Origin of the sequence: Massilia sp. BSC265 (assembly GCF_000740675.1) — a bacterium.
GTDB lineage: Bacteria > Pseudomonadota > Gammaproteobacteria > Burkholderiales > Burkholderiaceae_D > Telluria.
The window spans coordinates 521767-545989 of sequence record NZ_JPXI01000033.1 but is presented as its reverse complement, the minus strand read 5'-3'; the positions used below and the strand labels follow the sequence as shown (position 1 = coordinate 545989).

Sequence of the window (24223 nt, the reverse complement as noted above, 5' to 3'; positions counted from 1 at the left end):
TGAGCTGGTTCAGAACCGGTGGGACAGGCGCGCGAACCAGGCCGCCCCGTTCAGGCCGAACTGCACGCTCTCGTACTTGAAGCCGTTGTCGGTCTCGTTCGGATCCTGCTCGCTCGGCTTGACGTCGAAGATATTGGTGCCGCCGACGGTAAACTTGGTCTTGTCGGTGAACGACCAGGTGAAGGACAGGTCGGCCGACGTCTTCGGCTTGTAGTACTGGTTCGGCACCGGCGGACCCGAGAAGGTGCCCAGGGTCTGCGGGCCGAAGTGCACGATGCGCAGCGCGGTTTCCAGCTTGCCGCGGGTATGGTCGAAGCCCAGCGTGGCCTTGCGGCGCGGTGCGCCTTCCTCGATGAACAGGCGCTCGCGCTCGGACAGCAGCACGTCCTCGAAGCCGCGCAGCGCGCTCGGCGCATGCACGCCCGTCACTTCGGTCTTGCTGAAGTTCAGCGCCAGGAAGGTGTTCAGCTTGCCGCCAGCCACATCATCGAAGCGGTGCGACAGCGTCACGTCCAGGCCCTGGGTCCTGGTGTCCACCGAGTTGACGAAGAACTGGGCCTGGCCCACGCCCAGCCCCTGCAGGGTGGCGCCCAGGGCAGGGTAGTTGTCGGCATCGAAGCGGCCCGACAGCACGATGCGGTCGTCGATGCCGATGCGGTACAGGTCGGCCGTCAGCGAGGTGGCCTGGCTCGGGGACCAGGTCAGGCCCAGCGTGTAGCTCTTCGATTCCTCTTCCTTGAGCTGCGGGATGCCGGCGGCATTGGCCACGCGGCCGCCGTTCGGCGCCAGCACCACGTCGAGCGGCTGGCCGCTGACGAAGTCGGTGAAGGTCGACGAGAAGTAAACCTGCTGCAGCGACGGCGCACGGAAGCCGGTGCTCGCCGAACCGCGCAGCAGCACCGCCGGGTTGATCCGATATGCGGCGGCCAGCTTGCCGGTGGTGGTGGCGCCGAAGTCGGAATAGCGCTCGTGGCGCAGCGCGGCCTGCAGCTTGAAGCCCTCGGCGAGGTCGGTCTCGAGGTCGAGGTAGGCCGCGTTCGAGTGGCGGTCGCTGTCGGTCACATCAATCGGCTGGAAGCCCGGGAAGCCCTGGCTGCCGGCATTGCCGCCTACGCCCACGCCGTCGGCGTCGATGTAGGAACCCGGCTCGCCCGCGTTGATCTTGTAGTTCTCACGGCGGTGCTCGAAGCCGAAGGCCACGTTCATGCCATTGCCGATGCCCTCGAAAAAGCGCGAGAAGTCCAGGTTGGTGGTGGCCTGGCGGAACGAGAAGCCGCCGGCGTCGAACATGCTGGCACTCCTGCCCGGCCCGCCGCGCTGCAGGTCGAGGTTCGCGATCGACGCGTTGAGCGTGTTCGCGATGGTGTAGCGCATGCGGTTCTGGCCGAAGGTCTGCGACAGGTCGGTGTTCCACTCACCCAGGCGGAAGCGGTAGCCGAGGGTGCCGTAGTGGTCGTTGATGTCGCCGTTGATGAAGGGGACGAAACCGTTCGGGTACATCGCGGCCGAGTTGCGCGAGGGGATGTCCTCGGAGCCCAGGCCTTCGCGCGCCCAGGCGGCCGAGGAGGCGTCGCGGTTCTGGGCGCCGGCGGTGACGTAGAGCTTGCCGTCGCCCGCCGGGAATTCGCCGTTCAGGTAGACGGTGCTGTTCTGCGACTTGGTGTCGCCGATGATGCGCGGGTTGCCTTCCTCGGCGCGGTTGGAGCGGCCGCGGTCGTAGTATTCGCCGGTGATGCCCAGCACGCCGCCGCCCACGGCTACGCCGCAGTAGGCCGAGGCCAGGTAGTTGTCGCCGTCGCCCTCGGTGTACTGGCCGAAGCCCGCCACCATCTCGCAGCCGAGGTTCTTCTTCAGTTCGATGTTGAGCACGCCGGCGATCGCGTCCGAGCCGTACTGGGCGGCGGCGCCGTCGCGCAGCACCTGCACGTTACGGATGGCCATCAAGGGGATCGCGTTCATGTCGGTGCCCGTGTTGCCGCGGTTGCGCGCGCCGAACAGGTTCACCAGCGCGGTGGTGTGGCGGCGCTTGCCGTTGACCAGCACCAGGGTCTGGTCCGAACCCAGGCCGCGCAGGGCGGCGGAGTCGACCAGGTCGGCGCCGTCGGCACCGGTCTGGCGGGTCGAGTTGAACGAGGGCGAGACGTTGTTCAGGACCTGTGCCAGGTCGAACTGGCCGCCCTGTTCGGTCGCCTTGGTCATCGGGATGAAGTCCACCGGCACCGGGGTGTCGATATCGGAGACGTTGCCGACGCGGCGCGAACCGACGATGCTGACGCTCTGCATGCCGCCATTCTGGCCCTGGCCCGCTGCGGACGCGGCCGGAGTGCCGGCGGCGACGGGGGCAGTGGATGGCTCTTGCGCAGTGCTCTGGGCGAAGGCGCTTGGGATCAGGGTGGCGAATGCGGCGCCGCCGTACAGGGCGAGCAGAACCGACTGGGGGAGGCGTTTGAGTGTGAGCACTGGTTACTCCGAGGGAAAATTGAATACTAAACAATCCCGCTGAAGAGCACCAAGGCGCTGTATCATTAACGCAACGTTGTAAACATATAACCTACATGCATGCGGCGACTCAGCGGATGCCGCCTGCCTGTCGGCCCCCCTACTGCCTGGCGCGCAGCAGCCCGGCGATGTCGTCCAGCTTCGCTTCGATCGAGCGCAGCACGGCCAGGTGGGCGTCGTTCTCGGCGCTCCGTGGCGCATGGCGCAGGGCGTCGCGCGCCCGCATGATCTCGGCCCGGAATGCCTGGGCATCGATGATGCCGGTCAGCTGCATGTCGGATGCCTGGCCCGCGCTGTGGCCCGCGGTTTCGAATTTCAGGGTGCTCAGGTTGAAGCGCCGCAGGATCGGGCCTTCGATGAAGGTCACGTCCTGGATGTTCTCAAGGGGGATGGTCTTTTCGGTGGTGACCAGGATGCCCTTGCGGTAACGCAGGCTGCGTTCGCCCAGCTGGCATTCGAGGCGCTCGAAATAATGCCGGGCCCACCACTGGCCGACACCCAGGAACCAGACGATCGCCAGTGGGATGCCGACGATGGTAGCGATCATCACCACACCGATCTTCAGCACCAGGAAAGGTTTGATCAGGGGGTTGAATTCGGCACGAACCGTGGTGTGAACCGGGGCGTTGTCGGAGACCATGGCACTGGAAGGAATAGTTGGCCCTCCAGTGTACCCGCCCGCTCAGGCGGCCAGGACAAACTCGTAGGACGCATCGTTGGCGCATGCGCGCCCGCGGATGCGCAGCCGTGGCGCTTCATGCACGGATACCGGCTGTTCGTCGGCCAGCAGCGTCACTACCGCCGGCACGTCCATGCCATTGATCGCGGCCTGGAAGCGGCGCACCAGCTCGCGGCACAGCTTTTCCTGCGGTGCGCCGTTGCCCTGGTCCTCCGCTTCGATCTCGCGCAGCCGGCGGCGCGCGCGCGCCAGGTGCTGGCGTGCGTTTACCGCCCTGGTGCCGAGAGTGGCTGCGATGGCGGCATGGCTGCATTCGAACACTTCGTGCAGGACCAGGGCCAGGCGCTCGGAGGGCGACAGGCGCGCCAGCAGGCGGGCGAGCGCTTCGCCAAGTTCCGCATGCCGCAGCAGGCCATCCTCGGGCTGGGCGGGCAGTGCCTCGGGCAGCAGTTCCGCCGCAACCTGTGCCGCCGCCTCGTCGCGGGCACGCTTGCGCAGGCGGTCGATCGACTGGTGCTGCACGACGGTGGTCAACCAGGCCGCCGGCGTCGCCGGCGCCTCCCGCTCGAGGCCATGCCATTTCAGGAAGCAGTCCTGCACGATGTCCTCGGCTTCGGCCTCGCTGCCGACGATGCGGCGGCTGATGGCGGTCAGGCGCGGGCGCAGCCGTTCGAAGGTGGCACCGTCCGGATCGGTAGTGCATGGCATCGCAGTCTCCTGTAGCGGTGGAATGTCCATTTGACGCTCGGCGGATCCCGAATGTGACAGGCCTGCGGTATTTTCTTCAGGCTGTCACACGTGTCCGGCGGCAGGCGTCATGCGCGTAGTACCAATTTACCAGTACCACTCTACCGCGAAAGGACGAACATGCGCTTGCAATCTCCAATGGCACTCGGCCTGGTGCCCACCGTCATCGAACAGACCGGGCGCGGCGAGCGCGCCTTCGACATCTACTCGCGCCTGCTGAAGGAACGCGTGATCTTCCTGGTCGGCGAGGTCACCGAACACTCGGCCAACCTGCTGGTGGCCCAGTTGCTGTTCCTGGAATCGGACAACCCGGACAAGGACATCGCGCTCTACATCAATTCGCCGGGCGGCTCGGTATATGCCGGCATGGCCGTCTACGACACGATGCAATTCATCAAGCCCGACGTGTCGACGCTGTGCACGGGCTTCGCCGCCAGCATGGGTTCCTTCCTGCTGGCCGCGGGCGCGCCCGGCAAGCGCTACGCGCTGCCGAATGCCCGCATCATGATCCACCAGCCGCACGGCGGCTCGCAGGGCGTGGCGGCCGACATCGAGATCCAGGCGCGCGAGATCCTGTACCAGCGCCACCGCCTCAACAGCCTGCTGGCCGAGCGCACCGGGCAGCCCCTTGAGAGGATCGAGAGGGATTCGGACCGCGACAACTTCATGTCGGCCGCGCAGGCGGCGGAGTACGGCCTGATCGACAGGGTGCTGGCGTTTCGCGAAGAACGACCATGAAAAAACCGCGGCGCCGGTCTTGACCGGGGCCGCGGTTTTCATCGACGCAATCGCGCCGTCCAGGTACGGATCAGGGCTGCTTTGCTTCTTCCTTTGGCCATGCCACGCCGAGCCAGGATGCGTTCATCGCCTTCTGCGCGGCGCTGGCATTGTCCAGGGCCTTCAGCTTGGCCTTGCCTTTCGGCTGCTGCAGCGGCGTGAGCTGCTTTTCCACCAGCTCGTCGCGGCGGAACAGGTGCACCTTGAACGGCCCGGTCTTGGCGAGCGACATCTTGTCGCCGATGTCCTTGCTGGAGACGCGCAGGCCGTTCACGGCCACCAGCGTATCGCCCGAGACCACGCCGGCCTTCCATGCCGGGCTGTCGCGCTCGACGACGGTGACCACGGCCGGGTCGCTGCCTTCGCGCAGGGTCCAGCCGGCCCACCATTCGGTCTTCTGTTCCTGGTCCTTCGGCACGTCGGCGATCTTCTGCAGGCCGACCTGGGCCAGCAGGGTGTCGAAGGGGATCTCGGCGGTGCCGTCCACGTACTGGGCCCACCAGCCGCTCCAGTCCTGCCCGCTGACGCTACGCAGCGCCGCCAGCACGGCGGGCACGTCGTAGCCGCCCTGGGCGGTCGAGTGCTTCTCGAACAGGATGCGGTGCATGTCCTCGAGACCGCGCTTGCCGCCGGTCTGGCGGCGCAGCTCGATGTCCATCATCAGCGCCAGCACCTGGCCCTTGGAGTAGATGTTGACCGAGGCGTTGCGCGCGCGCTCGCCGCCGACGGCGATCCACTCGTCGAAGCTGGCGTCGGCCGCGCTTTGCTGGAAGCGGCCCGGCTGGTGCAGGTAGTCGTCGATCAGCTTGGCGTAGCCTTCCAGGAACTCGTCGCGCTTCTGCAGCCCGGCGCGCAGGACGATCAGCTCGTCGTAGTAGGAGGTGTGGCCTTCGGCGACCCACAGCAGGCGGTTGTAGTTCTCGTTCTGGTAGTCATAGGGGACCATCTCCTTCGGGCGGTAGGCCTTGACGTTCCAGGTGTGATAGAACTCGTGCGCGGCGACGCGCAGGAAGTCCAGGTAGGGCTTGCGCGGCGCGAAGGTCCAGCGCGGCTTCTGGATGACGGTCGAGTTGGCATGCTCGGTGGCGCCGCTGGCGCCGTCGGTGGCGTGGACGATGAACAGGTAGCGCTGGAACGGATACTTGTTGCCGTACATCTTCGCAGTCTCGGCGACGATCTTCTTCAGGTCCGTCATCATCTGCTTGCCGTCGTGGTTGCCGCGGCCCCAGATCGCCAGTTCGATGGTGCGGCCATCGACCTTGTCGGTGTAGAACTCGTGGATGCCGGTTTCGATCGGCGCGTCGATCAGCACGTCGTAGTCCGGTGCGACGAAGCAGTGGGAGCAAGCGCCCGAGTCCATGCCCGAGCGCGACTTCCAGCCCTGCGGAACGTCGAGTTTCACTTTCACCGGTTCCTTGCGGAAGGGCGCGGCGTAGACGAACACGCCGCTGGCATCCAGGTAGGCGTGGGTGTCGTCGATGTGGCGGGTGCGCTCGCCCAGCAGGTTGGCGTACAGCTCGTACTGCACCGTCACCGCGTCGCCCGGCTTGGTACGGACCTGCCAGGTGCCCTTGTCGGTCTTGGCGACCGCCAGCGGCTGGCCCTTGGCGTCGAAGGCCTTGAACAGGCGCACGCCGTTGGCGAGGTTGAGCATGTTGTAGCGGCCGGTACGCCAGTTCGGCATCTGCACGTCGAGCGTGGTGCCTGTTACGGCCGGGAAGGTGGCGCGCACTTCGGCCAGGTGCTGTGCCGCATCGGTAATGCGCAGCTGGTAATCCACATCGGCGCGTGCGGTGGCACTGGCGCCGAGCAGGATCACGGGAAGGGCGTAGGCAAGGAAGGTAGGTTTCATGTCCGCGGTGTGGTTTGGCTCTGCTTGAGCTCTAGTGGGTATCCGCGGAAGTGTATCCTAGCTTGCGCCGGACGGACAGTGGCGGATGCCTGTACGTACAGGTCCTATGACCTTGGCGCAGCGCCGGAAAAACTGGTCACCACGGCTGCCGGTTCGGCGCGGCCCCCGACCAGGATCGCACCATTTTCCACCCGCGTCCGGATCAGGCAGGACTGGCCGGTGGCCCGTCCTTGCAGCAGCTCGATACCGTGCCCGAGCAGCGCGGTGAGGGCGCCCGCCGCGACGCCGGTGGCGCTGTCCTCCAGCGCCGGGTCGAGGTGGTTGAAGTTGCGGCCCTCATAGTAGTCACCGTTGCGGCCGTCCTGCAGGCGGCTCCACGCATAGATGCCGTTGATGCCGGCGTCCTTGCCCCACGCGGTGATGGCTGCCAGGTCCGGGCGCAGGCCATGCAGCGTCGCTGGACCGGGCACCTCGACCAGCAGCTTCGGACTGCCGACCGATGCCACGCGAGGCGGTGATGCGGGCGTGAAGCCGGGCGCCGCGAGCAGCTCCTCCAGCAGGCCGGGCGCCAGCACCGGCTGCTCCACCTCCTGCGCTTGCAGCCGAATATAGAAGGCGCCATCGCCATGCAGCAGCTCCAGCCGCTGGCCGCGCATCGCCGTCGTCACCGAAAGGAGTGCGGCATCGGGATGGCGCGCAAACAGCACGTGCGCCGCGGCCAGCGTGGCGTGCAGGCACAGCGGGCTGCGCATGTGCGGGTAGTAGAAATCGACCACCTCGCCATCGAGGAAGACGCAGGTAGTGTTGCGCGCTTGCGCCAGGGCGCGGCGTGCCTCTTCGTTCGAATGGTCGCCTTCGATGACGAGGGCCGGGTTGCCGCCGCCGGCGTGTTCGCCAAAGCACTTCAGGGCACGAATCTGCATGGGAATTCCTTGTCGAGCGGATCGTCTCGGTTATACTGTGTTTTTATACAGTATTGCTGGTTTGACTAGCATTGTAACGCTTTCAAACCGCTCTTGTTCGCCCTTTGCCGATGACCGATCCGCTCTCCACGCCACCACAGGTTTTGCCTCCGTATGCGGAGCTGTTCTGCCTGTCGAACTTCTCCTTCCTCGAAGGAGCCTCGCATGCGGAGGAACTGGTGGCGCGCGCGGTCCAGCTCGATTATTTCGCACTGGCGCTGACGGACGAATGCTCGCTGGCCGGCGTGGTGCGCGCCCATGCCGAGGCCAGGAAGGCCGGCCTGCACCTGGTGATCGGCGCCCACTTCCACCTGAAGAACGCGGACGGCAGCCCGGCGCTGTCGCTGGTGCTGCTGGCCAAGAACCGCAACGGCTACGGCAACCTGTCGGAGCTGATCACCCTGGGGCGCACCCGTAGCGAGAAGGGCACGTACTTCCTGACGCCGGACGACCTGGCCCGGCCCGCGCCGGCCTACGCGCACCTGAAGCACATGCCCGATTGCCTGGCGATCCTGCTGCCGCACTATCCTTCGCACGAGGCACTCGACGTCGACCGCCTGCACGCTCAAGCCGCCTGGATGGCGAACACCTTTCCGGGGCGCGCCTGGCTCGGCCTGGTCCTGCTGCACCGCGCCTTCGACGAACCGCACCGCGAAACGGTGGAAGAGGTGGGCTGGCAGCATGGCCTGCCGATCACGGCGCTCGGCCACGTGGTGATGCACGTGCGTTCGCGTAAGCCGCTGCAGGACATGCTCACCGCCACGCGCCTGAAAAAGCCGGTGGCCGAGTGCGGCTACGGTCTGGCCCAGAACGCCGAGCAGCACCTGCGCTCGCGCCTGCGCCTCGCCAATATCTACGGGCGCGAGGCCCTGGCCGAGACGGTGCGCATCGCGCGCCTGTGCACCTTCTCGCTCGACGAACTGCGCTACGAATACCCGGACGAAGTGGTCCCGCCCGGCCACGACGCCAGCAGCTTCCTGCGCCAGGAAACCTATATCGGCGCGCACCGGCGCTTCCGCGACGGCATCCCGGCCAAGGTGCAGGCCCAGATCGAGCACGAGCTGGGGCTGATCGCCGACATGCAGTACGAGCACTACTTCCTCACTGTCTACGACATCGTGCGCTTCGCGCGCTCGCAACACATCCTGTGCCAGGGCCGCGGCTCGGCCGCCAATTCCGCGGTGTGCTACTGCCTCGGCATCACCGAGGTCGATCCGGCGCGCGCCAGCCTGCTGTTCGAGCGCTTCATCTCGAAGGAGCGCAACGAGCCGCCCGACATCGACGTCGACTTCGAGCACCAGCGCCGCGAGGAAGTCATCCAGTACATCTATCAAAAATACGGGCGCGAGCGGGCGGCGCTGGCGGCGGTGGTGATCAGCTACCGCCCCAAGAGCGCATTGCGCGACAGCGGGCGTGCGCTCGGCATCGACCTGGCCATCGTCGAGAAGGTGGCCAAGACCCATCACTGGTTCGACAGCCGCGCCGATTTGCTCGGGCGCCTGGCCGAGGCCGGGCTGGATCCGGAATCGCGCCTGGCGCAGCAATGGGCCACCCTGGCCGACAAGCTGCTGAACTTCCCGCGCCACCTGTCGCAGCATCCGGGCGGCTTCGTCATCGCGCGCGGCAAGCTGTCGCGCCTGGTCCCGATCGAGAACGCCACCATGGCGGACCGCAGCGTCATCCAGTGGGACAAGAACGACCTGGAAGAACTCGGTCTGATGAAGGTCGACGTGCTGGCCCTGGGCATGCTGTCGATGATGCGCCGCGGCCTCGAACTCGTGGGCCAGCGCTACGGCAACCTGTTCGAGATGCAGGACATCCCGCCCGACGACAAGGCGACCTACGACATGATCTGCGCGGCCGACACCGTGGGCGTGTTCCAGATCGAGTCACGCGCGCAGATGAGCATGCTGCCGCGCATGCGCCCGCGCCGCTTCTACGACCTGGTCATCGAGGTGGCCGTGGTGCGTCCCGGCCCGATCCAGGGCGGCATGGTCCATCCCTACCTGCGGCGGAGACAGAAACTCGAGCCGGTGCACTATCCGAGCCCGGAAATGAAGGTGGCGCTGGAACGCACGCTGGGCGTGCCGATCTTCCAGGAGCAGGTGATGCAGGTGGCAATCCTCGGCGCCGGCTTCACGCCGGGCGAGGCCGACCAGCTGCGGCGCGCGATGGCGGCCTGGAAGCGCAAGGGCGGGCTCGAAAAATACTACGACCGTATCGTGCGCGGCATGCTGGAGCGCGGTTATACGCTGGAATTCGCCGAGGCGATCTTCAGCCAGATTCAGGGCTTCGGCGAATACGGCTTCCCCGAGTCGCACGCGGCCAGCTTCGCGCTGCTGGCCTATGCCAGCTCCTGGCTCAAGTGCCACGAGCCGGCGGCGTTTCTCTGCGCGCTGCTCAACAGCCAGCCGATGGGTTTCTACAGCCCGTCGCAGCTGGTGCAGGATGCGCGCCGCCACGGCATCGAGGTGCGGCCCGCGGACGTCACCATCAGCGGCTGGGATTCGACCCTGGAAGAATTCCATCCCACGGACCGCTCGCGCCAGCCGGCGGTACGCCTCGGACTGTCGCTGCAGCGCGGACTGAAGCAGGAAGTGGCCCTGCGCATCGAGATGGCGCGCGCGGTGCGTCCCTTCGAGAGCGTGGCCGACCTGGCGCGCCGCGCCCAGCTCGACCGGGGAGATTTGCAGGTGCTGGCCGGCGCCAATGCGCTGCAGTCACTGGCCGGGCACCGGCGCGAGGCGCTGTGGCAGGCGGTGGGGGCGGTGCCCGACCGCGACCTGCTGCGCCCGACCACGCCGGTTGAGGAACTGCCGCAGCTGGCGGCGCCGTCCGAGGCCGACGAGATCGTGGGCGACTACCGTGCCCAGGGCCTCACCCTGGGCCGCCATCCGCTGGCGCTGCTGCGCGAAGCCTTGCTGGCCAAGCGCTTCATGCCGGCCTCCCTTCTCGCCGACTACGCCGACGGCCAGCTGGCGCGCGCCTGCGGCCTGGTGACGGTGCGCCAGCGTCCCGGGACGGCCAAGGGCGTGCTGTTCATGACGCTGGAAGACGAGACCGGGAACATCAACGTGATCGTCTGGCCCACGCTGGTGGAGCAGCAGCGGCGCGAGGTGCTGCACGCGCCGCTGCTGGGCGTGTACGGCGTCTGGCAGAAGCAGGGGGAGGTGCGGCACCTGGTGGCCAAGCGGCTGGTGGACATGTCGCACCTGCTGGGGAAGCTGCGGGCGCCGAGCCGGGATTTCTGCTGAGCCTGCCCAAGACGTGAAAATGCGCGCCTTGTTGCCGGCCCTGTTTTCGGTAAGCTCGAGCCGATCCATCGACTTCGGAGACCGCATGAAGCGCGCACACCTGGGACAGCTTCTTATGACCGCCGTCTTCTACGCAGGTTCTGCTGGCGCCTGCGCCGCCGACCCGACGCATGCCGCATTGCGCGAAGAACTAGTGAAGATGGCAGCCAGCGACCAGGAAGTCCGCCATCTTGCGAACAAGGGCGATTTCAGCCGCTGGGCCGCCGTCGACGGCGCCAACCAGGCGCGCCTGAAGCAGATCGTGGCACAGTTCGGCTGGCCAACGATCGCGATGGTCGGCCAGGACGGGGCCAACGCCGCCTGGCTGATCGCCCAGCATGCGGACCGGCAGGGCAGCTGCGTCAGCCGGACCGAGTGGCAGCCTTTCGAGGTCGAGGATATCGCCGGCGTCGACGAGCGCCGCCGCGCGCTCGGCCTGCCGCCGCTTGCCGAGTACGCCAAGCTGTTCAAGGAAGCTTGCGCCAGCCCGTACACGGCACTACATGACGCTTCGCATCCGAAGCGGACAGTCGCCATACCCCAGGCTGCGACCGCGGACAGGCCATGACACCGGCCCCGTGCCACAATGAACGAGGGAGGAGAATCATATGAATGCACGGACAGCATGGGTAGTCATGGGAGTATGCGCCTGCGGCAAGAGCGAAATCGGCGCACGGCTGGCCCAGGCGCTGGGCGTTCCCTTCATCGAGGGCGACCGCTTCCATCCGCCGGAAAACGTGGCCAGGATGTCGGCGGGAATCCCGCTGGGCGACGAAGACCGGCACGGCTGGCTGCAGGCGCTGCGTGCGGAAATCGAGCGGGCATGGGAAACGCATCCGGTCGTCGTGCTGTCGTGCTCCTCGCTCAAGCGTGCCTACCGCGACGTTCTGCGTGGCGAGGGTGGCAGCGGTGGCGACCTGCGCTTCGTCCACCTGCACGGCGACCGTGAACTCATCGCACAGCGCATGGCGGCGCGAAGCAGCCACTTCATGCCGCTGTCGCTGCTCGACAGCCAGCTGCGCGACCTCGAACCGCTGCAGCCGGACGAACGCGGCGTTACGCTCGACCTGCGCGAGCCGCCTGCGCGCCTGGTGCAGCAGGCGCTGTCGTCGGTCCCCACAGGCTCATGCCGAGGATAAGACGGGTCAGCGCATCAGCACACCCAGCGTACGTTTCGAAGATGGATCAAGTTCGACAAAGCGGAATCCGACACGGACGTCCATACTGAGGAAGACGCAGTTCGACACCTCGACGCGGGCACGTATGAGTTCCAGGTTACCGTTGACGTAGATCGAAAACCGAAGATTGCCAACGCAGCCTTGCTGCAAGGCTTGGGGAAGCAGCAGCGAGATGCCATTGTGGCTGAGATCCAAGGTTTTTCCGACAAGCTGGAGTTGACCGCCAATATCGAGGAATGCGCGCACGCGACATGTCTTGCGAAGCGCGTCTCGCCTGTCGATACGGGGCGTACTGGCTGTGGTGCCGGCAGACTGGTAAATAGCATCCATTTAATTTCTCACGGGTAATAATTATTTCCCATTGGAATAATTTTGTCCAGCTCATTGTCACATCGAATGGCAAACGTGCTGCGCTAACGGGACAGGCGTCTCTCGGGGGTATATGTATAATTGCCGCTCATCCCAAGAAGCGGTGCCGTGTCTACTCCAATTCGCTCTACTCATCTCTCCCACCTGCAAGACGTATGTGATAACGCGACCGTTGCCATGTTTGTTATGGACGAGCGGCAATGTTGTGTGTACATGAATCCTGCGGCGGAAGCGCTTACCGGCTATCGGCTCGATGACGTGCAAGGTGCTCCCTTGCACAACTTCGTTCACCATACCCGGCCGGATGGGACCCACTATCCCCTCGAAGAGTGTCCCATCGACCGCGCCGCCCCGGCCAACATGCAGGAACAGGGCGAAGAAATCTTCGTGCACCGCGACGGTTCGTTCTACGCCGTTCAGTTCACCGCCAGTCCGGTACGCCGTGACGGCAAGGTCGTGGGAACGGTCATCGAAGTGCAGGATGCCCGCCCCCGCCTGCAGCAGGAGCGCGAGAGGGAGGCACTGCATGCGATCGGCTCGCTGATCCTCCAGGAACTGAGCCATGAGAAGATCGTGGAAGCGGTGACGGAAGCGGCAACCCAGCTTACCGGCGCCCAGTTCGGGGCATTCTTCTACAAGGTCCGGGATGAAGGCGGCGAAAGCTATACCTTGTACACCATTGCCGGAGTACCAAAGGAACACTTCAGCCAGTTTCCGCTACCGCGGGCAACACACTTGTTCGGCCCCACTTTCCGGGGCGAGGGAGCGATACGCAGCGGTGACGTACGCGCGGACCCACGTTACGGCAAGATGGCGCCCCACCATGGCATGCCTGCCGGCCACCTGCCGGTGCGCTCGTATCTCGCCGTGCCGGTCAGCCTCGGCAATGGCGAAGTCGTGGGCGGTCTGTTCTTTGGTCACGAGGAGACGGACCGTTTTACAGAAGGCCATGAACGCCTCGTGGAAACCCTGGCCGCACAGGCAGCGATCGGATTGAACAAGGCATCGCTGTACCAGGAAGCGCTGTTTGCTCGGCGCCGCGCCGAGCTCGACGCCCTCGAAAAGCAGAAGCTGTACGAAGAAGCGGCCCGCGCTAACGAGGCCAAAGACCAGTTCCTGGCCACGGTTTCGCACGAACTGCGTACGCCCTTGACATCGATCCTGGGATGGGCGCAAATGCTTACTTCCGGAAAGCTCGATGAGTCCATGCGCCAGCGTGCGATCACGACGATCGAGCGCAATGCCCGCAGCCAGGCCCAGATCGTCGAAGACCTTCTCGACATCTCCCGCATCGTCAACGGAAAACTGCGCCTGAACGTCCAGCTGTTCTCGCCGCAACTGTCGGTCGAGTCGGCGCTCGAAGCCTTGCGGCCGGCGGCTGACGCTAAGAACATCAGTCTGCAGCTGGTACTGGACCCGTCGGCCGGCCCGGTTTCGGGCGATCCGGAACGGCTCCAGCAGATCGTCTGGAACCTTCTGTCGAATGCGATCAAATTCACGCCGAAAGGCGGACGCGTCCAGCTTACGCTGAGGAAGCTGGACTCCAATGTCCAGATCATCGTAAGCGACAACGGCGCCGGCATCCCAGCCGAGCACTTGCCGACGGTTTTCGACACGTTTACGCAGGTCGACCCGACCTCGACTCGGAAGCAGGGTGGTCTTGGCCTCGGTCTTGCGATCGTCAAGAAACTCGTCGAGCTTCATGGTGGGCATGTCGAGGCATCGAGCCATGGATTAGGCAAGGGGGCGGTATTTACCGCCACCTTGCCCCTGGCTGCGATGAAGGGCCACAGCGCGACAGCCGAGACCGACCCGGAAGTGGCAAGCCGCTTTCCAATTCCGGCTAATACGGAAGAGTTCGGGTTGGGCGGCGCGACCATCCTCCTGGTCGAAGACGACGATGACGCGCGAGGCATGCTTGCATCGGTCCTGCTCAGTGCCCATGCGGTTGTTGAAACCGCCTCCAATGCGCACGAGGCCTTGATCCTGTACGAAGGCATCCAGCCCGATCTCATCGTGAGCGACATCGGCATGCCCGACATGGACGGCTATGAATTCATTGCGGAGTTGCGCAGGCGCGAGCGCCGTGCCGGGCGACCGGGAATCCCCGCGGTTGCACTGACAGCCTACGCCCGCGTCCAGGACCGGATGCGCGCGCTGACCGCCGGATTCCAGATGCATGTCGCGAAGCCCGTGGAGCCGGCCGAACTGCTGACGGTACTGTCGAGCCTTCGGTCCTGGAAGGTTCCACAGTAGCCAGGGACCGGCCTCCAGAGCACCAGCTCAGGCGGCGACTGCGCGCCTGTCCTCGATGCGGCGGATGGCCTCGGCCGCCAAGTCGCGCAAGACCTTCATCTCGGCCTCGTCAAAGCTGCGCGCCTCGGTACCGGCTACACAGAAGGACCCCAGGGCGTGGCCGCGGGACGTGATGAGAGGAATACCCGCATAGCAGCGCAGGCCGTCTTCGGTAACGAGAGGATTGTCCTTCACGCGCTCATGGACATGCGCGTCCTCGACCACGAAATCGGTACGGTCGCGCACGGCAAATCGGCAGAAGGCCCATTCGACCGGCGTTCCTTGGGCCTCTGCGATCCATCCACCTACACCATGGTGGGCCGCGACGTACTGCGCCTCGTCGAGCACGATGTTAACCATGCCAAGCGGCAGGTCCAGCCGGGTGCTGGCTTCCCGAGCCAGATCGGAAAGAATATTGCTCACTTCCGGCGCAAACAGGTCCAGGTCAGCAATTTCCTGCAGCCTGGCGACATCCAGGACCGGATCCAGTTCCGGGCTGGGAGCGTATGGGTCATTCATTTTCGTCCTCGTTACTTGGAATTCATCTTGGAAAGCGTACGGTACGACTTCAGGCGTACCAGCGTGGAGCTGGCCGCGATCGACGCCAGGCCTTTGGCCTCTTTCAGCTGTACGAGCACACGCTCGAACTGGTCGACCGAGAGCGGCGAGCGGGCGCCTACCTGACGACAAGCCGTGGTCCACAATTGCTGGGACTCTTCGGGTTTCATCAAACGGTTCAGCGAAACGAACAGGTCCTGTTCGCTTGGCGGTGCAAGCTTATAGCGATTTACGGCAGATGACGCTTCCATGTTATGGGCCTTATAAGAGTGTGCTGACTTTACCCGCTCAGATCGGGAGAGAAGTAGATGTGGGCTTGCAACAATTGCACACCCTGTTTCCACGTGGAAATATACGCGCAAATTCGATAGATTTCAGCGCCAAAAGACGTCATGCAATGTTTTCGAGACGATCTGCACGAAAATATGCCGAATCTCACACAGGAGAAGCCCGTCTGCCAGAGTCAGGCCGCTCGCTTGAGCCAGTCGCGCGGCGAAGCGCCCATCTGTGCGGTAAAGGCTCGCGTGAAGGTGGACGCACTGGTATAGCCGGTCCGGCTGCTGACCAGCTTGACCGGCAGTCCCTGGCGTAGCAGCCTGCCGCCGAGCGTCAGGCGCCAGCGTGTCAGGTATTCGCCCGGCGGTATGCCCATTACCTCGCGAAAATGTTCGGCGAATGCGGCGCGTGACATGCACGCAATGCCCGCCAGGGACTGCAAGGTCCAGGGTTCATGAGGCCGCTCGTGGATTACCGCCAGGGCAAGCGACAGCTGGCGGTCGGCCAGGCCGGCCAGCAGGCCAAGCGACAGCTTGCCATTCTCAAACTCGCGCCGGAGGAACTGGATAAGCAGGACATCGCACATGCGGTCCAGGATCAGCTCGCGCCCCGGCGCGGCGCCGGCCGCTTCGCCGAACAGCAGGTCGAGCGTGGCGCCCAGTCCGGCGATGCCGGACAGCGGCGTATGGAGGCAGTCGGGCAAGACACGTGCCAACGGATTGTCTACACCGTCCTCGAATACGATATCCGCGCACAGCAGCGAGGCAGAATGTCCCACTGGCACTTGCAGGCGATGGCTGCTGCCGCGCGGATAAAACACCAGCGATGGCAGGTCGACACGCAGCACCGAACCATCGTCGTGGACAAACTCGACCGGCCCGCATCGCACCAGGTGCAGGTGGCCCGAGACACCGTTTTCGTGGAATTCGTTGACGTCGCAGAAGCTTCCGTTGAAAAAAATGCGGGCGTTGAAGGCATGACGCCCGACGAGCAGAGACAAATGGTCCATATCAGCAAATTTCGACGAAGAGACAGGTATTCTGGACGATACGCATAGTTTCCGCATGGAAAAATTCCTCAAATTCGTCGAAAATACAACGGCTTAGCGGCATCCTGCCGAATTCCCTCTATCCATTTCCACCCTCATGAAGAACTTTCGCATCAAGCACGTCATTACGTCCGTGACGGGCGCCCTCATTGCCGTGACCATGGCGGTTGGCGGCCTCGGTTATTACTCGACCCAGCGTTCGGTCGACCTGCTCGAAAATACCGCTCTGTACAGCGCCAAGCAGCAACTGACTCTGGCGAACATGGTCCATCGCATGGAAAGCAACCGCAGCCAGGTCCTGCAGGCGCTGCAGCACAACCCGGAAAGCAAATATGCGGTGATGCACGACCATCCGCTGGCAAACCATTTCAATAACATCACGACTAATACGGCTGAACTGGAAAAGGAACGCGACGCACTGCTGGCATCGCTGCACCGTCCTGAAATCAAGGAAGCAGTAGCGCGCTGGCAGGAGGCCAGCCAGGATTTCGGCGTGCAGATGACCCGCGATGCCGCACGCGCCCTCGAGGCCGGCGACTGGGACCTGGCGCAGTCCATCCTGATCAAGCAGATCAATCCGACCTACCTGAAAGGCCAGAAAGCCTACAAGGACCTGCAGGACGACATCAGCGCGCGCAACGTCAAGCAAAGCCAGGAACTGCATGCCGAACTGCGCCAGCTGAACATGCTGACCATCGGCGCCATCGTGCTGGCAGTCCTGTTCGCGGCGGCTGCCACGGTCTACCTGGTGCGCGCCATCACCGGTCCGCTCGGTACTGCCGTCGGCCTGGCACGGCGCGTCGCCGATGGCGACCTGAGCGCGCGTATCGAGGTCGATAGCCGCAACGAATTCGGCCAGTTGCTCGCGGCGCTGCGTGACATGAACGCCAGCCTCGCCGGGATCGTCGGCGAAGTGCGCAGCGGCAGCGAGGTCATCGCGACGGCATCCAGCCAGATCGCCGCCGGCAACTTGGACCTGTCCTCGCGTACCGAACAGCAGGCCAGCGCCATCGAAGAAACCGCCGCCTCGGTGGAAGAACTGACCACGACCGTGCGCCAGAACGCCGACAACGCGCGCCAGGCCAACGACCTGGCGGCCGCGGCCTCCAACGTGGCTACGCGTGGCGGCGCGGTCGTCGCCGAAGTGGTGGACACGATGGGCGCGATCAATGATTCGGCGCGCAAGATCGTCGACATCATCGCTGTCATCGACGGCATCGCCTTCCAGACCAATATCCTCGCGCTGAACGCGGCCGTGGAGGCTGCGCGGGCCGGAGAACAGGGCCGCGGCTTCGCGGTCGTCGCTTCCGAAGTGCGCAACCTGGCGCAGCGCTCGGCGGGCGCCGCCAAGGAAATCAAGGCATTGATCACCGATTCGGTCGACAAGGTGGACAGCGGCAGCCGCCTGGTCAGCCAGGCTGGCGCCACCATGGAAGACATCGTGCAAAGCGTGCGCCGCGTGGCCGACATCATGGCGGAAATCACGGCGGCCACCAGCGAGCAGAGTGCGGGCATCGAGCAGATCCACCAGGCCATCAGCCAGATGGACCAGGTCACCCAGCAGAATGCCGCCCTGGTCGAGGAAGCCGCCAGTGCCGCCCAGTCGCTGCAGGAAAGCGCCGCCGGCCTGGCGCAGCAGGTGAGCGTGTTCCGGGTGGACGAAGCCGGCAGCCTGCCCGCACCGGCCGCCCATGCAGCGGCACGCACCGGGGGGGCCAGCCCGGTGCAGCTGGCCTGGGCAGGATCCTGAAGCAGGGCGGAGCGCCGTGAGTTTCCGAGGTTTTTCGGCGCCCGCCGTCTGGTACGCTGCCTGAATCACATCGATTCCTAAGGAAACCATGGCATTCAAGCAGCAGTGGACCATCCTCCTGGCGCTGGCCGCATCCGGCGCCTCCGCCGTCGAGGCGCCGATCCAGAGCGTCACCCTGTATCCCGGCAGCGCCACGGTGGAACGCGTGGTGCAGGTGGCGCCGGGCATGACCCAGGTCGAGATCACGGGCCTGCTGGCCAACTTCAACACCGATACCGTGCGCCTGCAGGCCGATCCGGGCATCCAGGTCGGGCAGGTGCTCACGCGCGACCAGCGCGCGATCGACAGCCCGAGCCCGCGTGAGGCGGAGCTGGAAGCGAAGATCCAGGCGCTGCAGGACCAGGTCGCACTGGTCGATGCGGAGATCAAGTCGGCCCAGCTGGTGCAGGGCTACCTCGAGCGCCTGGGCGGCGGCGAGAACGCTGCTGGCCGCGCCGGACCCAGCGATCCCAAGGCCCTGCTGGGCACCCTGGACGCGATCCGCAAGGGCGGCAGCGAGGCCCTGGCACGCATGCACGAGGCCGAAGTAAAGAAGCGTGCGCTGGCAAAGCAGCTCGAGGCCCTCAAGGGCGGACTCGCCAAGGTCCAGGCCAGCACGCGCGACAGCCGCAGCATGACCGTGGCGGTCGCGGCGCGCCAGCCCGGCAAGATCCTGTTGTCCTACCAGGTCAGCCGCGCCGGATGGAAGCCGACCTATCGCGCATCGCTGGATTCCAACGCCTCCACGGTCGAGCTGGAGCGGATGGCGGCGATCTCGCAAAAGACCGGCGAGGACTGGAGCCGCGTCAGGCTGCGCCTGTCGACCGGCCAGCCGAACCTGGCTACCCATGCGCCCGATCCCTTGCCCTGGCTGCTGACCCACCAGCCGCCGCAGGAGGCGCAAGAGATGGTCCAATACCGCTCCATCCGGCCGCGCGCACCTGCGCCGCCACCGGCGCCGGCACCCGTGACGGTCACGGGCTCGCGGGTCGCCGACGACTACATCGCGCCGGTCATCGAGACGCAGGGCGCGTTCACGACCGAATTCGAAGTGCCGGCCCGGGTCGACCTGGCGTCCGACGGCCGCGAGATCTCGGTCGGCCTGGCCAAGCAAAGCCTGCCGGTCAAGCAGCTGGTGCGCATTGCGCCGCGCGACAACAAGGATGCGGCAGTGCTCACCATCGACGCGGCGCGGCCCGATGGCGTCTGGCTGCCGGGCCAGGTGCAGCTGCGCCGCGATGGCTCCTATGTCGGTGCATTGCACTGGAATCCCCAGTCGAGCGAGCGCTTCACGATGGCCTTCGGGCGCGACCCGCTGGTGCGCGTCGCTACCGAGCGCCGCAACGAGAAATCGGGCGAAGTGGGCTTGTTCAACCGCGAGAACCAGAAGCGCATCGCCGACACCTACGTGGTGACGAGCTTCCACCGCCAGCCGATCGATATCCTGGTGCTCGAGCCGACCCCGGTCAGCCAGTCGGACAAGATCGGCGCAAAGATTTCCTTGCATCCGGAGCCGACCGTCAGGGACTGGCAACACCGGCGCGGCATCGTGGGCTGGGAGCGGAGCCTGAAGCCGAACGAAACGGCCCGCTTCAATGTCGACTACGTGATTGACTATCCGAAAGAGGGGACGGTGCAGGGCTTGCCCTAAGCGGGTATGCACAATTCCCCCAGGCGTGGGGCTGCCATCGCCTGCGAGCGCCGGCTATCTTGTCGACTATTGACAAAAAACAGCCGGCCTCGCGCGCATCACCGCATCATGCACCGGCCAACATCAGGAACGGACTACATGATCGCTATTCTCCACAAGGCATGCATTGCCGCCGTGCTGCTCGCCCTGGCCATGCCAGCCACTGTCCAGGCCGCACAGAACAATCCCCAGCAGCCCGGCGCGAACGCCTCAGCCCAAGGCAAATACATCGAGCGCGGTCGCTACCTTGTGAAGGTCGGCGGCTGCAACGACTGCCACACCGCCGGCTATGGCATGAGCGCCGGCAAGGTGCCGGAAAAGGACTGGCTCATGGGCGACCAGCTGGGCTGGCGCGGTCCCTGGGGCACGACCTACCCGACCAACCTGCGCCTGTCGATGAATGCGGTCGGGGAGGACGACTGGATCAGGATGGCACAGACCATGCGGGCGCGCCCGCCGATGCCCTGGTTCACGCTGCACCAGATGGACAAGGAGGACCTGCGCGCGATCTACCGTTTCGTGCGCCACCTTGGCCCGGCCGGCAAGCCGGCGCCTGCCGCGCTCGCCCCGGGCGTGGCCCCGAAGGGGCCGGCGATCCTGTTCCCGGCGCCGCCAAAATAGACGATCAACAAGCGATCACACGGCGGCGTGCCGGATACCCTCTCCGGCACCCGCCCTTTTTACGGCAACTGCTGCGCTACGGGCGCAGCAGTGCCTTGCGCGACGCCCGGCGCCGGCTCGGCAAACTCCGCATACACCCAGTCACCGCCGGCACGCACCACGCCCTCGGGCGGCGTACGCTCGCGCTGCGGCGTCTTCGCCAGCGCCACGCGCATGTAGTCGACCCACACCGGAAGGGCCAGCGTGGAGCCGAATTCGTGAGTGCCCAGCGAGCGCGGCTCGTCGTAGCCCATCCACGCCACCGCCACCACATTGCCGCCATAGCCCGCGAACCAGCCGTCGATGGCGTTGCTGGTGGTCCCGGTCTTGCCGGCAAGGTCGGCCCGGCCCAGCAGGCGCGATGCCTGCGCGCCGGTGCCGAAGCGCGCCACGTCGCGCAGCATGGAATCGAGGATGAAGGCATTGCGCGGGTCGAGCACGCGCGCTCCTTCTTGCAGGGGACGTGGCTTGCCGCTCTCGAACAGCACCTTGCCGTTGCGGTCCTGGATTGTCATCGTCAAGCTCGGCTCGACGCGGTAGCCGCCGTTGGCCAGCACCGCATAGGCACCCGCCAGCTGCAGCGGCGTCACCGCGCCGGTGCCGAGGGCCAGGGTCAGGTTGCCGGGGTGGCGCGCCATGTCGAAGCCGAAGCGCTCCAGGTGCCCGCGTGCATAGTCCACGTCGAGTGCGCGCAGCATGCGCACCGTCGGCACGTTGCGCGAATGCGTGAGCGCATGGCGGATCGTCACCGGGCCTTCGAACGTGCCGTCGTCGTTGCGCGGCGACCAGTTGGCATAGGCCTTCTCATCCGAAAAATCGAGCGGCTCGTCCAGGATGGTCGTGCCCGGGAAGAAACCGCGCTCCAGCGCCGCCGAGTACACGAAGGGCTTGATGCTCGACCCCGGCTGGCGCCAGGCTTGCGTCACATGGTTGAGCTTCTGCAGCTGGTAGTCGAAGCCTCCCACCATGGCGCGGACCAGGCCGGTCTGGGCCTCGATCGCCACAAACGCCGATGCCACCTGCGGCAGCTGCGTAATGGCCCAGCTGTCCTTGCCGCTTGTACGATTGGACTGGGCGATGCGCACCACGGCGCCGGGCGCCAGCTTGAGGCCGGCCTTGGCCGAAGGCAGCAGGGCAGGGGCCGCGAAGGCAAGTCCCCCGGCCTTGATCTCGATGGTCTCGCCGTCGCGGGTGGCGACCCGCACCCGCTTGGGCGAGGCCGCCAGCACCACGGCCGGCGTGAAACCGCCGACCACGGGGCGCTTGTGCAGGGCCTCGTTGATCGCTTCCTCGCGCTCTTCCTCCGCTTTCGGCAGCGTGATGTGCGCCTCCGGGCCCCGGTAGCCGTGGCGGCGGTCATAGGCGATGGCGTTGCGGCGCACCGCTTCATAGGCAGCCGTCTGCTCGGCCGCGTTGATGCTGGTCGTGACCGTGTAGCCGTGCTCGTAGGCCGCCTGGCCGAAGCGCGCATGGGCGGCCTGGCGTGCCAGCTCGGCGACGTATTCCGCGCCGGCGCCCGGCCCGCCGCCGTCGCGCCGCACGCGCAGCGGTTCGGCCAGGGCACGCTGGTACTGCGCTTCGGTGATCTTGCCCAGTGCCAGCATGCGCTTGAGGACCACCCGCTGGCGCTCCTGTGCGCGTTCCGGGTTGGCGACCGGGTTGTGGCGCGACGGGTTCTGCGGCAGGCCGGCCAGCATCGCGGTCTCGGCCAGGCTGAGGTTTTCCAGCGGCTTGCCGAAATAGGTGCGCGCCGCGCTGGCGAAGCCGTAGGAACGCTGGCCCAGGTAGATCTGGTTCATGTAGACCTCCAGGATCTGGTCCTTGGACAGGGCCTGCTCGATCTTGTAGGCCAGGGCAACTTCGGTCAGCTTGCGCGGCAGGGTCTTGTCGCGCGACAGGAAGAAGTTGCGCGCAACCTGCATGGTGATGGTCGAGCCGCCCTGGCGGAAGCTTCCAAGGGAAGCCAGGTTGGCCTTGGCGGCGCCGAGCGCGCGGATCCAGTCGATGCCGCTGTGCTCGTAGAAGCGCGCATCTTCGATCGACAGCACGGCTGCCTTCATCAGGGGAGGGATCTTTGCGATCGGCACGAAGTCGCGCCGCTCGGTGCCGAACTCGCCGATCAGGACCTTGTCGGCCGAGTACACCCGCAGCGGAATCTTCGGGCGGTAGTCGGTCACGGCGCTGATGTCCGGCAGCGGGACTTCGTCCAGGATGCCGGCGCTTGCCGGCACGGCGGCCGGGAGCAGCAAAGCGGCAAACACCGCGGCACGCGCAGTCGGTCGAAGTAGAAATGGCTGGTACATGGGGTTCATCTGGATGTGGGTTGAGTGCGGCGCGATCTTAGCGCTATTGCTTGGCGGACGCACCAGGCGCGGGCAAGGTAGCGCCGCCTGGCTCGACAGGGTTCAGCTGGCGCTACCGTTGCCGCCAGGGGCGATCCGCGCCAGCATGCTGTCCAGCGCCAGCCGGTACTGTCCGCGCATGGCCTCGAACTGCATCCGGTCGCCCCGCGCCGCGCACAGGGCCAGGCCGCTGCCGTGCGCGTGGTCGACCAGGATGTCGCGCCATAGCGGGTAGTCGGGCGTGAGCGCCGACAGCAGCAGCGTGAGGCGCTCGGTGATCAGGCGGGCTGTCCCGGCGAAGGCGGCCGGCTCGCAGAAGATGGCCAGGGTCAGCTGGGGATGCCTCCCCACGGCCTCGTGGTAGCGGGTGAGCAGGGCACGGATCTGGGCCATCCCGTCAGCGGGAGCGGCGCCATGGGCGGGCACAGGGTCGTCCAGCACGGCGGCATACACGCGCTCCGACAGGGCCAGCAGCAGGCCGGCGCGGTCGCCGACGTGGTGGTACAGGCTCATCGGGGTGACGCCAAGGCGCGCCGCCAGCGCGCGCATGCCGAAGCCGGCGCCATCCTCGTCGAGCAGGGCGAGTGCGGCGGACAGGATCTCCTCGCGCGTCACCCCCTCTCCCCGGGCGGGGCGTCCGCGTGGCCGCGTCATCGGAGGAAACGATAAGTGGACTGCACCAGGCCCGAAGGGAAGCTGCGGCTGGCGACGAGGGCCAGGTCCAGGTCGCGCGGCAAGGCCCCGAACAGCGGCCGGCCAGCGCCGATCAGCACGGGCACGGTGGTGAGCACCATGTCCTCGACCAGCCCGGCGCGAATGAAGGACTGCACCAGTTGGCCGCCGTCGACGTACACCCGGTGCACGCCTTGCGCTGCGAGTTCCGCCATGGCCTGCGCCGGAGCGGCGCTTGAAAAGCGCACTTTTCCCCGCAGCGCCTCGGGCACCGGCGTGCCCGCGAGCTGCTTCGACAGCACCAGCACCGGGCGGTCGTAGGGCCAGGGATCGAAGCCCAGCACCTTCTCGTAGCTGCCCCGTCCCATCACGATCGCGTCCTTGTCGGCCATGAAAGCGGCATAGCCATGGTCTTCGGCCGGGTCGTCGCGCTGCAGCAGCCAGCCGATATCGCCGTCCGGGCGGGCAATGTAGCCGTCGAGGCTGGTGGCGATGAAAGCGTGCCCCGAAATCATGTCGGCTCCTTATTTATGCGGT

At 65.9% G+C, this 24223-nt stretch carries 20 protein-coding genes; 8 read left to right on the top strand and 12 right to left on the bottom strand.

Translation table 11 applies throughout. The annotated features are described in order from the left end of the window. Positions 1-9: 9 nt before the first annotated feature. The 3 genes from MA09_RS14620 to MA09_RS14610 all read right to left on the bottom strand — a co-directional run bounded on the left by MA09_RS14620 (position 10) and on the right by MA09_RS14610 (position 3886). Positions 10-2460, bottom strand: coding sequence for a TonB-dependent siderophore receptor (locus MA09_RS14620; RefSeq protein WP_036249688.1), 2451 nt, complete (start codon positions 2458-2460; stop codon positions 10-12). A 139-nt stretch (positions 2461-2599) separates the two neighbouring features. Beyond that, entirely contained in the window at positions 2600-3139 is a 540-nt protein-coding gene (locus MA09_RS23750; RefSeq protein ID WP_051933453.1) for a PH domain-containing protein, read from the bottom strand. A gap of 42 nt (positions 3140-3181) precedes the next feature. Continuing rightward, positions 3182-3886, bottom strand: coding sequence for a sigma-70 family RNA polymerase sigma factor (locus MA09_RS14610; RefSeq protein ID WP_051933452.1), 705 nt, complete (start codon positions 3884-3886; stop codon positions 3182-3184). 159 nt (positions 3887-4045) lie between these two features. Here MA09_RS14610 and clpP point away from each other — a divergent pair, with 159 nt between their 5' ends. Beyond that, positions 4046-4663, top strand: coding sequence for an ATP-dependent Clp endopeptidase proteolytic subunit ClpP (gene clpP, locus MA09_RS14605; RefSeq protein ID WP_036249686.1), 618 nt, complete (start codon positions 4046-4048; stop codon positions 4661-4663). Between the two features lie 70 nt (positions 4664-4733). Here the strand turns inward: clpP and MA09_RS14600 are convergent, their stop codons facing one another. Next, on the bottom strand, positions 4734-6554 hold the full coding sequence (locus MA09_RS14600; RefSeq protein WP_036249685.1) for a M61 family metallopeptidase: 1821 nt from the start codon (positions 6552-6554) through the stop codon (positions 4734-4736). A 104-nt stretch (positions 6555-6658) separates the two neighbouring features. Further along, positions 6659-7477 carry a PhzF family phenazine biosynthesis protein gene (locus tag MA09_RS14595; protein ID WP_051933451.1) on the bottom strand — a complete coding sequence of 273 codons (819 nt, stop codon included), beginning with the start codon at positions 7475-7477 and terminating at the stop codon, positions 6659-6661. Positions 7478-7587: 110 nt separating this feature from the next. Between MA09_RS14595 and MA09_RS14590 the strand changes: the two genes are divergently transcribed. From MA09_RS14590 to MA09_RS14580, 3 genes are all read left to right on the top strand, one after another. Beyond that, a complete protein-coding gene (locus MA09_RS14590) occupies positions 7588-10770 on the top strand; it encodes an error-prone DNA polymerase (protein WP_036249683.1) in 3183 nt (1060 codons plus the stop codon). A gap of 85 nt (positions 10771-10855) precedes the next feature. Next, positions 10856-11377: a DUF6624 domain-containing protein gene (locus MA09_RS23745; RefSeq protein ID WP_200883069.1), complete on the top strand. Its 522-nt coding sequence runs from the start codon at positions 10856-10858 to the stop codon at positions 11375-11377. Between the two features lie 40 nt (positions 11378-11417). Beyond that, the gene (locus MA09_RS14580) at positions 11418-11948 is read left to right on the top strand and encodes a gluconokinase (protein ID WP_036249680.1); all 531 of its coding nucleotides are present in this window, start codon (positions 11418-11420) and stop codon (positions 11946-11948) included. A gap of 6 nt (positions 11949-11954) precedes the next feature. Here MA09_RS14580 and MA09_RS14575 read toward each other — a convergent pair whose 3' ends face one another. Continuing rightward, the gene (locus MA09_RS14575) at positions 11955-12317 is read right to left on the bottom strand and encodes a PilZ domain-containing protein (RefSeq protein ID WP_081897603.1); all 363 of its coding nucleotides are present in this window, start codon (positions 12315-12317) and stop codon (positions 11955-11957) included. A gap of 147 nt (positions 12318-12464) precedes the next feature. Between MA09_RS14575 and MA09_RS14570 the strand changes: the two genes are divergently transcribed. Then, positions 12465-14612 carry an ATP-binding protein gene (locus MA09_RS14570; protein WP_267872581.1) on the top strand — a complete coding sequence of 716 codons (2148 nt, stop codon included), beginning with the start codon at positions 12465-12467 and terminating at the stop codon, positions 14610-14612. Between the two features lie 27 nt (positions 14613-14639). Here MA09_RS14570 and MA09_RS14565 read toward each other — a convergent pair whose 3' ends face one another. From MA09_RS14565 to MA09_RS14555, 3 genes are all read right to left on the bottom strand, one after another. Then, entirely contained in the window at positions 14640-15170 is a 531-nt protein-coding gene (locus MA09_RS14565; RefSeq protein WP_051933448.1) for a GAF domain-containing protein, read from the bottom strand. An 11-nt stretch (positions 15171-15181) separates the two neighbouring features. Further along, positions 15182-15460 carry a hypothetical protein gene (locus tag MA09_RS14560; RefSeq protein WP_152594662.1) on the bottom strand — a complete coding sequence of 93 codons (279 nt, stop codon included), beginning with the start codon at positions 15458-15460 and terminating at the stop codon, positions 15182-15184. A gap of 212 nt (positions 15461-15672) precedes the next feature. Beyond that, complete coding sequence (locus MA09_RS14555; RefSeq protein ID WP_081897601.1) at positions 15673-16551, bottom strand: AraC family transcriptional regulator; 879 nt, start codon at positions 16549-16551, stop codon at positions 15673-15675. A 79-nt stretch (positions 16552-16630) separates the two neighbouring features. Here MA09_RS14555 and MA09_RS25535 point away from each other — a divergent pair, with 79 nt between their 5' ends. The 3 genes from MA09_RS25535 (at position 16631) to MA09_RS14540 (ending at position 20633) form a co-directional block, all read left to right on the top strand. Further along, entirely contained in the window at positions 16631-18283 is a 1653-nt protein-coding gene (locus MA09_RS25535) for a methyl-accepting chemotaxis protein (RefSeq protein WP_036249670.1), read from the top strand. An 88-nt stretch (positions 18284-18371) separates the two neighbouring features. Then, positions 18372-19973 (top strand): mucoidy inhibitor MuiA family protein, encoded by a 1602-nt coding sequence (locus MA09_RS14545; protein WP_036249667.1) that lies wholly within the window; start codon positions 18372-18374, stop codon positions 19971-19973. Positions 19974-20111: 138 nt separating this feature from the next. Continuing rightward, positions 20112-20633, top strand: coding sequence for a cytochrome c (locus tag MA09_RS14540; protein WP_036249665.1), 522 nt, complete (start codon positions 20112-20114; stop codon positions 20631-20633). 59 nt (positions 20634-20692) lie between these two features. On the opposite strand, the gene MA09_RS14535 is transcribed toward MA09_RS14540, so the two are convergent. From MA09_RS14535 to MA09_RS14525, 3 genes are all read right to left on the bottom strand, one after another. Then, a complete protein-coding gene (locus MA09_RS14535) occupies positions 20693-22975 on the bottom strand; it encodes a penicillin-binding protein 1A (RefSeq protein ID WP_051933447.1) in 2283 nt (760 codons plus the stop codon). 102 nt (positions 22976-23077) lie between these two features. Next, positions 23078-23668, bottom strand: a complete 591-nt coding sequence (locus MA09_RS14530) for a TetR/AcrR family transcriptional regulator (protein WP_036249664.1) — start codon at positions 23666-23668, stop codon at positions 23078-23080. Next, positions 23665-24201 carry a dihydrofolate reductase family protein gene (locus MA09_RS14525; RefSeq protein WP_036249662.1) on the bottom strand — a complete coding sequence of 179 codons (537 nt, stop codon included), beginning with the start codon at positions 24199-24201 and terminating at the stop codon, positions 23665-23667. The genes MA09_RS14530 and MA09_RS14525 overlap by 4 nt, the downstream gene beginning before the upstream one ends. Between the last annotated feature and the right edge of the window lie 22 nt (positions 24202-24223).

What these genes read in the sequence shown, in the direction of transcription:
- MA09_RS14555 (WP_081897601.1), bottom strand. Translation starts at nt 16,551, where the DNA reads ATGCGGAAACTATGCGTATCGTCCAGAATACCTGTCTCTTCGTCGAAA.
- MA09_RS14525 (WP_036249662.1), bottom strand. Translation starts at nt 24,201, where the DNA reads ATGATTTCGGGGCACGCTTTCATCGCCACCAGCCTCGACGGCTACATT.
- MA09_RS14545 (WP_036249667.1), top strand. Translation starts at nt 18,372, where the DNA reads ATGGCATTCAAGCAGCAGTGGACCATCCTCCTGGCGCTGGCCGCATCC.
- MA09_RS14595 (WP_051933451.1), bottom strand. Translation starts at nt 7,477, where the DNA reads ATGCAGATTCGTGCCCTGAAGTGCTTTGGCGAACACGCCGGCGGCGGC.
- MA09_RS14600 (WP_036249685.1), bottom strand. Translation starts at nt 6,554, where the DNA reads ATGAAACCTACCTTCCTTGCCTACGCCCTTCCCGTGATCCTGCTCGGC.
- MA09_RS14565 (WP_051933448.1), bottom strand. Translation starts at nt 15,170, where the DNA reads ATGAATGACCCATACGCTCCCAGCCCGGAACTGGATCCGGTCCTGGAT.
- MA09_RS25535 (WP_036249670.1), top strand. Translation starts at nt 16,631, where the DNA reads ATGAAGAACTTTCGCATCAAGCACGTCATTACGTCCGTGACGGGCGCC.
- MA09_RS14540 (WP_036249665.1), top strand. Translation starts at nt 20,112, where the DNA reads ATGATCGCTATTCTCCACAAGGCATGCATTGCCGCCGTGCTGCTCGCC.
- MA09_RS14610 (WP_051933452.1), bottom strand. Translation starts at nt 3,886, where the DNA reads ATGCCATGCACTACCGATCCGGACGGTGCCACCTTCGAACGGCTGCGC.
- MA09_RS14535 (WP_051933447.1), bottom strand. Translation starts at nt 22,975, where the DNA reads ATGTACCAGCCATTTCTACTTCGACCGACTGCGCGTGCCGCGGTGTTT.
- MA09_RS14590 (WP_036249683.1), top strand. Translation starts at nt 7,588, where the DNA reads ATGACCGATCCGCTCTCCACGCCACCACAGGTTTTGCCTCCGTATGCG.
- clpP (WP_036249686.1), top strand. Translation starts at nt 4,046, where the DNA reads ATGCGCTTGCAATCTCCAATGGCACTCGGCCTGGTGCCCACCGTCATC.
- MA09_RS14575 (WP_081897603.1), bottom strand. Translation starts at nt 12,317, where the DNA reads ATGGATGCTATTTACCAGTCTGCCGGCACCACAGCCAGTACGCCCCGT.
- MA09_RS14560 (WP_152594662.1), bottom strand. Translation starts at nt 15,460, where the DNA reads ATGGAAGCGTCATCTGCCGTAAATCGCTATAAGCTTGCACCGCCAAGC.
- MA09_RS23745 (WP_200883069.1), top strand. Translation starts at nt 10,856, where the DNA reads ATGAAGCGCGCACACCTGGGACAGCTTCTTATGACCGCCGTCTTCTAC.
- MA09_RS14530 (WP_036249664.1), bottom strand. Translation starts at nt 23,668, where the DNA reads ATGACGCGGCCACGCGGACGCCCCGCCCGGGGAGAGGGGGTGACGCGC.
- MA09_RS23750 (WP_051933453.1), bottom strand. Translation starts at nt 3,139, where the DNA reads ATGGTCTCCGACAACGCCCCGGTTCACACCACGGTTCGTGCCGAATTC.
- MA09_RS14580 (WP_036249680.1), top strand. Translation starts at nt 11,418, where the DNA reads ATGAATGCACGGACAGCATGGGTAGTCATGGGAGTATGCGCCTGCGGC.